Consider the following 12926-nt stretch of genomic DNA (forward strand, 5'->3'; position numbering starts at 1 on the left):
AATAATTATACCAAGCCGACACACACTCTAATAAATACCTCAAAATCAATAAATTACATTCGTTATACAAACAAAAAAGTGTCCGGTTTCGGACACTTTTGTTCGGTATTGGGCGGCAGTCAGCCGTCAGCTATCGGCGGTCAATGGTCAGTCGGCAGAGCTCAGCAAAAAAGGCCGACGGCCGAAAGCTGACTGCCGAAAGCCCCTACTCATTCCTCAAACTCTTCACCGGATCCATTAGTGCAGCTTTGATGCTTTGTACGCCGACAGTCAATGCGGTCAGGATCAGCGCGGATAACCCTACTGTCGCGTAGATGTACCACGATATGGTAATGTGATATTGAAAATCACTGAGGTACTTGCTGACCAATGTGTAGGCAATGGGCGTACCGACCACAACGGAAATGAGCACGAGCACGACAAATTCCCTGGACAATAGCACCGTTATACCATAAACGCTGGCACCTAGCACCTTGCGAATTCCTACTTCTTTGGTACGTTGGTTTGCCGCCAGGCTGATCAGCCCGAATATCCCTGCAAATGCGATGACAATAGACAGTACCGTCACGAAATCGGCCATTTTCAAAAGTCCATCGAGGTGATTGTACTGCCGGCTCACTTCCTCCGAGAGATAAAAGTAGCTGAACGGTTTTTTGGCCGGGATCGATTTGGTCTTTGTTTCAAGATCAGCCAGGATCGATTTGGCCTGCTCTATATCATTGAATTTAATGCTCAGATAAGAGTTGAGCGAAGTTTTGCCTTCGTACCAATGCAGTAACGGCTCTATTTTCTCACGCATTTCCTGATAATGGAAGTCCTTCGTTACACCGATCACGGTGTATACGTCAGGATTATTCTTTTGCCTTAACCGCTTGCCAACAGCCGATTTCCATCCCATTGCTTTCATCGCCGCCTCGTTGATGATCACAGGTTTGTTTTCTCCGTCCTTATCCAGCTCGTCCGAAAAATCCCTTCCCTCAATCATTTTTATGCCAAATGTTTCGGCATACCTCGGGCCTGCCCCCACATGTCGGAAACGTACTTCCTGATCACTCTGGCCCTCAGGCTGATAAATATTATAATTAATCCAATATTTGGTCGGTACCACGCCGGAAGTTGCAATGCTTTTTACATTCGAGTTTTGTTGCAGATCATTCAATATGCCTTTAAATTGGCTCACAGCACTTTCCTCATCCTTGTATTGAAGATCCGACTGTACCACCACAACATTCTCCTTCTCGAAACCGGGATTGGAATACCGCATGAAAGCGATCTGCTTGTGGACGCTGATCGCACCGATCATAAGCACAAATGATACAACAAACTGCACCACGATCAGGCCACTTCTTGTCCAGCCGTTGGATTTCGGCTTATTGGATAATTTGCCATTGATCGTGTCCCGCAGATCCAGCTTATTGAGATACATCGCCGGATAGGTTCCTGCCACAAATGCAATGATGAGAATGATCGTCACGAGCGTCACTACCGTCGGATAATCTTGCGACCAGTCGACGACGAGCTGCATTCTACCTTTTCTGAATTCATTGAACTGCGGCACTAAATACCATATCGCCAAAACCACTGAAAGACAAAGTGATCCAACGAGCACAATACCCGACTCTGTCCAGAACTGGATCAAGAGCTGTCGCAAGGTTGAGCCTGTTACCTTGCGTACCGCCACTTCTTTGGCACGTGTAAAAGATACTGCCGTGTTGAGGTTTAGCAGATTAATGCTGATAATTAATAAAATAAATACGACAATGGTCCCGGCTCCATAGATCATTCCTTTGAAACCCGGATTCTCGTAGTGAATAAAATCTTTGAAAGGCGTGAGATGGATTTTACGGTCTTTAACTTCTGCTGCAAAATGCGTTTTAACAAATGCCGGAAATTGCTTTTCAAGCTTCTGTACATCGGCTCCTTTCCTGACTTTTACATACACCGACGCGAATGTATTGAACCAGTCGGCATTCTCCATAAATCCCGGATTGGCTTCCAGATTCGCAATGGGCATCAACACATCAAACTGAATGGATGAATTGCTGGGAATTGCTTCCAGAACACCAGTGACGGTAACCGCCGTAGTATCATTGACCGTAATCGTTTCACCGACCGGGTTTCTTTTCCCAAAAAGCGCCTCCGAAACCTGCTCGCTGAGTACAATGGATTCCTTCCTTTTCAGTGCAGTTTTCCGGTCGCCATATTTGAGTTTGAAGGAAAAAATATCGAAAAAACTGTTTTCTACATATTTCGTATCCTTCTGCAAATCCTTCCCTTTGTAGTTCATCCAGGCGTTATTCCAGCCTTGAACATGGGTACCGGCCTCTATTTCAGGATAAGTTTTCAGCAGCTGGCCCAGGATCGGGTAAACGGTTTTATTGTACCGACCGTCTTTGGCTTCCGTTTGCAAATAGTAGATCTGGTCGTTGTCCTGGTGGAAAGTATCAAACGTGATCCCTCGTTGAATGAACAGGATCAGCACACCGGCGCTCCCCAGCCCCAGCGAAAGTCCGATGACATTGATCGCCGTAAATAAGCGATTCTTCCACAACGTACGGAAAGCGATTTTGAAGTAGTTTCGGAACATAGTAGCTATCGGCTTTCGGCAGTCAGCCGTCGGCCTTTTTTTATATTAATTATTATAAGTCTCTTCATCCAAAGAAAGCCGACAGCCGATGTCTGACAGCCGACAGCCAATCACAGCCATCTGTTATTCTATCTTCAACGACTTCACAGGATTCGCCAATGCCGCCCTGATGCTCTGGTAACTGATCGTAAAAATAGCAATCACAATCGCCGCGATGCCTGCCAGTGCGAAAAGGTACCAGCTTAGGTCAATGCGGTACTGGAAACCTTCCAGCCATTTATTCATAAAATAATACCCTACCGGCGATGCAACGATGATCGAGATCACTACCAGGACGATAAAATCCTTCGTCAGCAATGAAACGATAGTCGAAACCGAGGCGCCAAGCACTTTGCGGATACCTATTTCCTTCACTCGCCGCTCAGCTGTGAACGTCGCGAGACCAAAGAGACCCAGGCAGGAAATCAGTATGGCTACCAAAGTAAATGTATTGAACAATGAGGCCGTGCGTTCTTCGCTGCTGTAAAGCCTGTCGTAAGTTTCATCCAGGAATTTATAATCCAGCGCATAGTTGGGTATCATTTCATTCCATACCTTTTCCACGGTCCTGATTGCCTGCGCCTCTTTTCCCGGCAATGCTTTTACATAAATACCCGAGCTCCATTTGCTGTCTGTGAACAACACCAGCGGCGCAATTTTTTCACGAAGGCTATTGAAATGAAAGTCCTTTACAACACCGATCACCACTCCTTTCTTGCCTTGAAAATCAAAACGCTGGCCCAGTACCGGCTTGTGTAGATTGAGCTTTTTAACCGCAGTTTCGTTTAATATCACATTCTGTTTGTCGGCAATGCTGTTCGGCGCAAACCAACGGCCCGACGCCATTTTGAGGCTGAACATCTTTTGAAAATTGTCCTCTACTGCGATTTGCGAAACAGTGGGATTGAAATCTTTCGGGCGGCCGTTCCAGTCGTAGGAACCTGTGGTACTGCTGTTGATTTGGATAATGCTCTGGCTCGCAATCGTCACGTCTCCAATATTGGACTCGCTCAGCAGTCTTTCTTTGAAAACCGAAGCTTCCACCTTGGGTACCATACCCCACGGAAGGCGGAAAGTAAATGTATGTCCCTTGTCGAAACCGAGCTCTTTTTCTCTGATAAATTTCATTTGCTGAAACACCACCAAAGTAGATATCAGAAACACAACCGTTACTGTAAATTGCAAAACCACCAAACCCTTTCGGAAACCTGCATTGGTTGAACCCAGCACATTACTACCTCTCAGCGCTTCAAAAGGCTTGAATGACGACAACAACAACGACGGATAAACACCTGTGAGAACAATAGCGGTCAAGGTAGTACCCACCAGCACATACCAAAGCGACGCGCTGGTGAGCGAAAATGTAAATACTTTACCGGTAAGCTCGTTGAATGCAGGTAAAAGTACATAAACGAGTGTCAAAGCCAATGCGAATGCGCTGAGGCAGGTAATGATAGATTCGACCATAAACTGGCTGAAAAGATGCGCATGCTTCGCACCCAGCAGCTTTTTAACCCCTACTTCTTTCAGCCGGATACTCGCCCGCGCCGTGGTCAGATTGATGTAATTAATGCAGGCCACCAGCAAGATTACCAAAGCCAGGCCGAAGAAAATATAGATGGTCCTCTTATCGCCTTTATTCTGCCCCGCTCCCTGGATGTCGGCATTGAAATGCATATGTGTCAGCGCCTCAGCTTCCAGCATGGTGTCGGTACCGGGGTTACCTTTATCATCTCTTTTGTAATTGGCGATGATCGCAGAAAGCTTTTTGGAAACCTTATCACGATCTGCGCCTTTGCTCGTTACAATGAATGTCTCGTAGTTGAACTGGTTCCAGCTGTTGTCATTTTCAAAATTCTTGGGATTGGCCCAATGAGCGGCTAATGGCAGTATCAGGTCGTACTGGAAGCTCGAATTGGCCGGGTTATTTTTAAATACACCTGCTACTATATAATCCAGTGTATCAATTTTAAGGACTTTCCCGACGGCATTGGGCGTCCCGAAAAATTGCTCAGCCCTTGCTTCTGCCATCACGATATTTCTTACACCAGACGCAAACTGCGCCGCAGAGCCATCTATGAATTGGTAGTCAAACACGGAAAACCAATTGGAATCAACGTAAATGGCATTGTCGCCCACTATTTTCCGGTCACCGATCCTGATAGGCAGGCTGCTTGCAAAATTCTTCCGGGTCACCATTTCAATTTCAGGAACCGTTTTGGCATACTGCGCAAGCAGCAACGGCGTATTCGACCAATGCCACGTTTCCTCCTTGCTTACTTTCAAATGCGTCACTACACGACTGATCCGGTCCGTTTTTTGATGATAGGTGTCAAAGCTCAGCTCGTTTTTGACCCATAGCAAAATAAAAATCGCGGTAACCATTCCACCAGTCAACCCGATCACATTGATCGTCGTAAAAAGCCGGGAGGCTAAAAGATTTCTGAATGCAATTTTGATGTGATTTTTGAGCATAGTCTGGGAGACTTCGGCCGTCGGCAGTCGGCTTTCGGCGTTTTAAATAATTTATAATATATTTTTCATCCAAAAAAAGCCGAAGTCTGACGGCCGACAGCCGATGTTAGTCAGTTCGCAATGATCGCACCGGATTCAGCATGGCTGTTTTGATACTCTGGTAACCGACAGTCAGAATGGCTACGCAAATGGCCAGGAGACCGGCGATGGCAAAGTACCACCACGAAATATCGATCCGGTAAGGGAAGTTTTCCAGCCAGATATTAACCGCATAGTAAGCCAGCGGCATTGCAATGACGATCGCCAGCAACACCAGTTTGATAAAATCAGCAGACAGTAATGCAGTAATGCTCGCTACCGACGCGCCCAGTACCTTCCGGATACCGATTTCTTTCACCCGCGTTTCCGCATTGAAAGTCGCCAGGCCAAACAAGCCAATGCATGAAACGAAGATGGACAAAATGGCGGCCAATGTGATCATTTCCTTCCATTTAGCTTCCTTTTCATATCTTTTCAAATTGGTAACATCTTCGAATTTGTACTCAAAAGGAAGGAATTTAACATTTCTCCGGAAAATCGCTTCCACCGCCTTGATCGTCGCCGGAATGTCCTTCGTGTCCAGTTTGGCATAAACAGTCCCGCGTCCGTAACCTGGATCCTGCGTCAAAAGCAACGGCTTGATCGTGTCTTTCAAAGAAGCGTAATGATAGTTTTTAATGACACCTATCACATTCATCTTCGCATTTTTCCACTCAAAATCAACCACTTTCCCCACCGGGTCTTTCCAGCCCGCTTCCTTTACAAATGCCTCATTCACGATCACGGATTGGGTAGGATCGGAAGGAAAAAGCTTAGAAAAATTGCGTCCTTTTACGATCGGAATTTGTAGTGTCGAAAGAAAGCCGTCGTCCACACCGATGTACCCGAAACCGATCTCCTTGCCATCGACTTTTGCGCCAGTACCATTATAATTGCCATTCCAGGCTGCTACCGAAGCGATACCAGGCACAGTACTAAGCTCGCTTTTCACCACATCCAGCTTTTTTTCACCGTCACGGCCACGCCCCAGGCTGAAACTGAGCAGATTTTTGTCATTATATCCCAAATCTTTGTCCGTCAAATATTTAAACTGCGAATAAATCACAATGGTACCGATCACGAGGCAAACGGATAATGCAAACTGAAATACCACCAAACCTTTGGTCAGATAATTTTTGTTGGTAAGCCGCGTACGGTTGTATAAAGTCTGAACCGGACTGAAACCCGACAACACCAATGCCGGATAAAATCCGGCGACGAATCCCGTCACAAAAAACAGTGCAATGTATCCCGAAACCAGGCCGCTGTCGAGCAGGTAAGAAAGCGCGAGTTGCTTGTTAGCCAGCTCATTGAATGTCGGAAGTACTAGTTGTGTCAGTAAAATTGCGAGTGAAAATGCAATGAATGACAGCAGGAAAGATTCACCTAAAAACTGAGCTACCAGCTGTTTCCGTTCGCTTCCTATCACTTTACGCACACCAATTTCCTTCGCTCTTTTCAACGATCGTGCGACAGTGAGGTTTACGAAATTGATGCAGGCGATGAGCAGGATAAAAATGGCAATTCCTGAAAGTACGTAAGAATAAATAGGACTGCTGCCTTTGTCCAAACCATTGCGCAGGTCACTGAGCTCGCTGTCGAGATGTACGTCCAGAAATGGCTGCAAATCAAATTTGATTTTTTGGTTAAAGTCCTTGATCCTGCCAATCTCGTCCGCCGATTTGGTAGCAAAAACCGCATTGATCTTCGGAACAACCGCGCGATAATCGGCCTTTGCATTCAATAGAACAAATGTGTTCATATAAAAGCCCAGCCATTCCTTATCCGTCCACCCCCGGGCCTCCTGAAATTTGAAAGGGAGCACCGCGTCAAATTGAACCGATGAATTTTGCGGACATTGTTTCGCTACACCCGACACAATGAACGACTCGAAAGTTGTATCAATTTTGAGTTCAATGCTCTTGCCGACGGCATTAGTCGTATTGAAATATTTTTGGGCCAGTTTTTCCGACAACACAATGGAACGAAGATCGGACAAAACCGTCTTGGGGTCGCCCGAAAGCAGCGGCATGGAGAATACTGTGAAGAAGTTATCATCCGCAAAAAGCACATTTTCGTACAGCAGCTCATTGTCTTTTTTAGTCACAAATGAACTGCTTTGGGCCCTCACAATTTCCTTGATTTCAGGGATTTCTTCTTTAAATGTGGGACCGTGGATCGCATTGGTACTGCCAATCGTGCGCGTTTCCCGCGGATCAGACATGGTCACCTTGATCCTGTACAACTGATCTTTATTTTCCTGGAAACGGTCAAAACTGACTTCGTCCTTCGTATAAAGCACGATCAGCATGCAGCAGGTGAGGCCCAGCGACAGGCCGGCAATGTTGATCAGCGAGAAAACCTTGTTTCTCGTCAGATTCCGAACGGCGATTTTGAAATAGTTTTGGAACATAGCTAATGGCTGTCGGCTTTCAGCAATCGGCTGTCGGCCTTTATAGTTTAAGAAAAAATCGTTTCAATCAATCATCAGGGACCAGGCACTTAATTTTTCGTTAGCCGAAAGCCGAAGTCTGACAGCCGATAGCCGACAGCCGACAGCCGCCCCTACTCACTCTTCAAACTCTTCACCGGGTTCATCAGCGCCGCTTTGATGGCCTGGAAGCTGACGGTTGCCAATGCGATCAGCAATGAACCTGTGCAAGAGACTATAAATACCCACCAGGGAATTGTAGAACGATACTCGTAATGATTTAACCAGGTATCCATCAGGTACCACGTTACTGGCGTCGCAACCAGGCAGGAAATCAATATAGAACCGGCAAAATCTTTGGTTAGCAAGCTCCAAAGCCTGAGTGAGGATGCACCAAGTACTTTGCGGATGCCGATTTCCTTAGTTCGCTGTTCAATGATGAAAGATACCATCCCAAAAAGACCGAGACAGCTAATAAAAATCGCCAGAAAAGCTGATAACCGGGCCAAACTCGCGATGCGTTCTTCGCTATGGAATTTCCCCTGATATTCTTGATCCGCCAGTTTGTAATCCAATGTAGCCTCCGGTGCATATTTCCTAAAAACTGCCTCCACTCCGGTAATAGTCCTGACAAAATCTGCATTCGGATTCACCCTTAAAAGCAAAAAATTTGGCGCGTAGGTCATGAAATAAATGGTCTGTTTCACCGGCGCAAAAGGTGATTCCATTACCATGTCTTTTACTACTCCTACGATGTGATAGACATCATCATTGAAAGTATCGTCCTTCCATCTGATCGTCTGACCAATCGGATCCTTGATGCCCATGTATTTGACAGCGGCCTCATTCAGGATAACTGCATTGGAATCAGACGAAAACGATCTTGCAAAATCTCTGCCTTCACGTATTTGCCAGCCAACCGTCTTTCCGTAGTCATGTGATGCTGCAATGACGGCAAAACTTTCTCGGAGCCCCGGATCTTTGCCAGACCATAAAAAACCACTGGCATTGGAACGAACATCAGTTACCATTCCGGAAGATTGTGCCACATTGACAATAGCGGGAGAACGCAACAGTTCATTGGTGAGCGCGTCCAGCGACCCGTGAAAATTTGCCATTCTGATGTTTACTAACCTCTCCCGATCATAACCTACATTTCTATCCCTGCCAAACTGGATTTGCCTTAGTACAATCCATGTTCCGGTGATCAGCATAATCGATAATGAAAACTGAATGACTACCAGAAGCCGGCGTGGAAAACCATTGGAATGGCCTGAAAAAAACGACCCCGATTGAAGAGCTTTAACAGGCTTGAAGGAGGAAAGATAGAATGCAGGATAAATACCTGCTACAACGGCAGTTACAATACAAATAACGAAGCTACCGATCCAGAATAACGGCTGGGCCGCAAGGTCATTCCCGGACAGAAAGACCATTTTTTTGCCCGAAAAACCATTAAAAGCAGGTAGCGCAAGTTCAACAAAGACCAGTGCCAGCAGAAACGAGAAAACGACCATCATCATCGACTCGCACAAAAATTGGAAAATCAGCTGGCTGCGAAAAGAACCTACGGCTTTGCGTACACCAACTTCTCGTGCCCTTTTCTGTGAACGGGCGGTACTCAGATTCATGAAATTAATGCAGGCAAGGATCAGCACAAAAACACCAATAACACTGAACAACCTGACATAGGTAATAAAGCCTCCGGTATTTAACCCATTCTCCCACTTTGAATACAGATGCCATTTGTGCATAGGATGTAAAATAATGCCTGGCTTCAAAATGGCCTCCGTCTTGATATCACCAACCCGGTTGAGCATGGTGTTCTTTATTTTGCCCGAGACCGCCCCTATCGTTGTTTTTGGAGAAACCTGAACCAGTATTTCAAACGTTTTTAGCGACCAGTTGCTTGTGGCTTCCTGCATCCATTTCCTTTTTTTTACCGAAACAAAAAGATCCCATGGCCCGATAAATGAAAGGTCGCTAAACTGGGAATTATTGGGAAAATCTTTAAAAACACCCGCAATCTGGGCCTTCATTTCGCCATCGATCGTGAGGAGTTTTCCTGTTGGAGAAGTCTCGCCAAACATGGCTCTTGCGGCTGATTCAGATATAATTATGGAAGATTGATCATTTAAAAAGGAACGCTTACCGGATAGCATTTCGGGTGCCAATATTTCAGCTCCCTCGGGCTCCATAAATCTGCCCCGCTTCCTGAATCTGTTCTTTCCTACCAGAAGGTCATAGTCAGATGTGTCCCAGGAAAGTGCCACGTGCTCAAAATCGTCGGGATAGCTTTTTCGCAATTCTTCGGATAGCGGAAAGGGCATGTTGGGTGATGTAACTATCTCACCGTTTTGTACCGATTGCAGCATAACACGGGCTACACTCTCCGAATTTGGGCTGCCGTGATCAAAAGAAATTTCGTCCCATACCCACAATGAAACCAGCATAGCAACGGCCATTCCAATGCCAAGTCCGAGGATATTGACAAAGGAAAAGACCTTCGAGTTAATCAGGCTGCGCCACGCGATTTTGATGTAGTTTTGGAACATAGCTAATGGCTGTCGGCTTTCAGCAATCGGCTGTCGGCCTTTTTTTAGAGTTAGGAATAATCTTGTTATATCTCAAAAATCAGGTACATAGCATTGTCTTGATAGCCAACTGCCGAAAGCCGAAGTCTGACAGCCGATAGCCGACCGCCAACAACCGACAGCCGACCGCCGCCCCTACTCACTCTTCAAACTCTTCACCGGGTTCATCAGCGCCGCTTTGATGGCCTGGAAACTGACGGTAAACAATGCAATGAGCAATGCCGCGACTCCTGCTACGACGAAATACCACCATTCAATGTCGATGCGGTAGGCGTATTTTTCGAGCCAGCCTCTGAGAAAGTACCAGGCAATGGGGAACGCAATAAAGGCAGCAAGCGCGACCAGTTTTACAAAATCCATGGAAAGCATCCCTACAACATTGGCAATGCTGGCACCCAGCACTTTACGCACTCCGATCTCCTTCGTACGCTGCTCCGCGGTGAATGCTGCCAGACCAAACAGGCCCAGGCAGGAAATGAAAATCGCCAGAAAAGCGAAGTAATTGGAAAGTTTGCTGACTACGTTTTCAGCTTTGTACAAATTGCCAAATTCTTCGTCTGCAAAATGGTACTTAAACGGTATACCCGGGCTGTATCGCTTGAATAGTTTCTCGATATTTTCAATAGCCTGACTCGTACGCCCAGCCTCTGTCCTGATCAGCGCCGCACCCCAGGTATCCTGTTTCGGTTGCAGGCTGACGATCAGCGGTTCGATAGCGACATGTAGTGAGCCAATATGAAAATCCTTCATTAAACCTATGATCTTGCCCTTTTTGCCCCACATGGTCAACTCTTTTCCTACCGGATCTTTGTAGCCGATCTTTTTAGCGGCAGCTTCATTGATCAGGTAATTGGAAGTGTCAGTACCAAACTCCGGACTAAAATCACGGCCGTCCAAGAGCTTGATGCCCATTGTTTTGACAAAATCATAACCCGACGGATTTACATTAAAGAGCAATTGCTGGGTAGTATCCTTACCTGGCCACCGCACACCCTGGGTAGAGCTGCCATAATTCATCGGATTGGCCTGGGAGCTGGACACGGATTTAATGCCGGGCTCGTTTTCCAGCGCTTGCTTGAAAGACGCAAAATTCTTCGCCATCCCTCTTTCAATGTCACTGATATACAGCAGGTTTTCACGCGCAAAACCGAGGTTCTTGCTTTGAATGTACTGGATCTGGTTGTACACCACGATCATAGAGAGAATCAGTAATATCGACAAGCCAAACTGAAACACGACCAGTCCCTGACGGAAATAAGCCGCACTGGGCTTGAATTTCAATGCACCTTTCAGCACGACCACCGGATTCAGCGAGGACATAAACAATGCAGGGTAACTTCCGGCTACGAGGCCCGTTGCAGTTGCCAATGCCAAAAGCAGCAAAAGCAAAGACGGGTCGAGAAAATCGAGTGCCAGTTTTTTCTCCGTCAGTGCGTTAAATGAAGGCAGTAAAACTACTACCAGCACAACGGCAAAGAAAAGTGCCAGCAATGTGATCAGAATGGATTCTCCCATAAACTGGGTGATCAGACTGCTGCGGTAAGCTCCTACCACTTTTCGCAATCCTACTTCTTTCGCGCGCTTCACCGAGCGGGCTGTCGCCAGGTTCATAAAGTTGATACAGGCAATGATCAGGATGAAAACGGCGACAATGGTAAACATTCGTACATATTCAATCCGTCCCCCGTTCTGCTTGCCGGCTTCCCAGTTGGAATAAAGATAGGACTCGCCGTAGTTGATCAAAAACAGCTCAACATTGCTGTCCTTATTTTTTGTTTTGATATAATTTTTAATCTTGGCATTGACCTTTTCAACGGATGTATTGCCAGCGAGCATTACCACGCAGCGCGGACCATTGTTGCCCCATTCCTGCGACCATTTATTATTTTTTTGCCAACGGTCGTAGCTCATCAGAAAATCGAATGTCATCGATGAGTAGGGCGAAATTTCTTTGAGTATCCCGGTAACGATCACATCGTCTTTGTTATCAACCCGGATCGTTTTGCCCATTGGATCCTGGCCTTTGAAATACTTGTTGACCAGCTTTTGCGAAATCACCACGCCGTCCGGGCGTTTCAATGCGGTCTTTGGGTCGCCCTGGCTTAGATCAAACGAAAACATCGAAAGAAAATCACCCTGGGCATAGCGTCCTTTTTCGTTATCCAACACATTGCCCACGGTGAACACCGGCGATTCTTCCCAAAGCAACTGGCTGGCCATCTGAATTTCAGGAATGTCCTTGACAATATTTTCGGCCAAGATACCGGGCGTAGAAGAGAATGTATTGACCGCACCAGAATAGTACTGGTTCTCCATGACCGAAAAAAGCCGCGTATCATTCTTGTGATAGCGATCCATTCTGACTTCATCCTGCACCCAAAGCATAATGAGCAGGCTGCAGGCCATTCCCAGCGCGAGGCCAAGGATGTTGATCAGGCTGAATGTTTTGTTTTTCAACAAATTCCGCCATGCGATTTTGAAGTAGTTTTTGAACATGAGTTAGTAGGGCTGTCGGCTTTCAGCGATCGGCTGTCGCCTATTTTGGAGTTATATTTTTTTGCTAAGAAGTTATGAAAATCATAGTGCCTACAAGCAATTCTGAGCTGCTTAACCTGCCGGACAAACTGATCGGCAAACAGATAGAAGTTATCGCATTTGAGATTGAAAACCCGGTCTCTGCTTTCGAAACCACCTTACCATCATCAATCCCTTCATTTGAATT

At 46.2% G+C, this 12926-nt stretch carries 5 protein-coding genes; all 5 read right to left on the reverse strand.

Annotated elements, in window-relative coordinates; translation table 11 throughout:
- Positions 1 to 205 precede the first annotated feature (205 nt).
- The 5 genes from ON006_RS19400 to ON006_RS19420 all read right to left on the reverse strand — a co-directional run bounded on the left by ON006_RS19400 (position 206) and on the right by ON006_RS19420 (position 12700).
- A complete protein-coding gene (locus ON006_RS19400; RefSeq protein ID WP_244821029.1) occupies positions 206 to 2587 on the reverse strand; it encodes an ABC transporter permease in 2382 nt (793 codons plus the stop codon).
- 123 nt (positions 2588 to 2710) lie between these two features.
- On the reverse strand, positions 2711 to 5101 hold the full coding sequence (locus ON006_RS19405; RefSeq protein ID WP_244821030.1) for an ABC transporter permease: 2391 nt from the start codon (positions 5099 to 5101) through the stop codon (positions 2711 to 2713).
- Between the two features lie 106 nt (positions 5102 to 5207).
- Positions 5208 to 7592: an ABC transporter permease gene (locus ON006_RS19410; protein ID WP_244821031.1), complete on the reverse strand. Its 2385-nt coding sequence runs from the start codon at positions 7590 to 7592 to the stop codon at positions 5208 to 5210.
- Between the two features lie 152 nt (positions 7593 to 7744).
- Complete coding sequence (locus tag ON006_RS19415) at positions 7745 to 10165, reverse strand: ABC transporter permease (RefSeq protein WP_244821032.1); 2421 nt, start codon at positions 10163 to 10165, stop codon at positions 7745 to 7747.
- Positions 10166 to 10339: 174 nt separating this feature from the next.
- Positions 10340 to 12700, reverse strand: coding sequence for an ABC transporter permease (locus ON006_RS19420; RefSeq protein WP_244821033.1), 2361 nt, complete (start codon positions 12698 to 12700; stop codon positions 10340 to 10342).
- Positions 12701 to 12926: the final 226 nt, after the last annotated feature.

The organism is Dyadobacter pollutisoli (assembly GCF_026625565.1).
Lineage (GTDB): Bacteria > Bacteroidota > Bacteroidia > Cytophagales > Spirosomataceae > Dyadobacter > Dyadobacter pollutisoli.

Bases quoted from the DNA above. Each gene is read 5' to 3' on its own strand.
- ON006_RS19400 (WP_244821029.1), bottom strand. From the start codon at position 2,587: ATGTTCCGAAACTACTTCAAAATCGCTTTCCGTACGTTGTGGAAGAAT.
- ON006_RS19405 (WP_244821030.1), bottom strand. From the start codon at position 5,101: ATGCTCAAAAATCACATCAAAATTGCATTCAGAAATCTTTTAGCCTCC.
- ON006_RS19410 (WP_244821031.1), bottom strand. From the start codon at position 7,592: ATGTTCCAAAACTATTTCAAAATCGCCGTTCGGAATCTGACGAGAAAC.
- ON006_RS19415 (WP_244821032.1), bottom strand. From the start codon at position 10,165: ATGTTCCAAAACTACATCAAAATCGCGTGGCGCAGCCTGATTAACTCG.
- ON006_RS19420 (WP_244821033.1), bottom strand. From the start codon at position 12,700: ATGTTCAAAAACTACTTCAAAATCGCATGGCGGAATTTGTTGAAAAAC.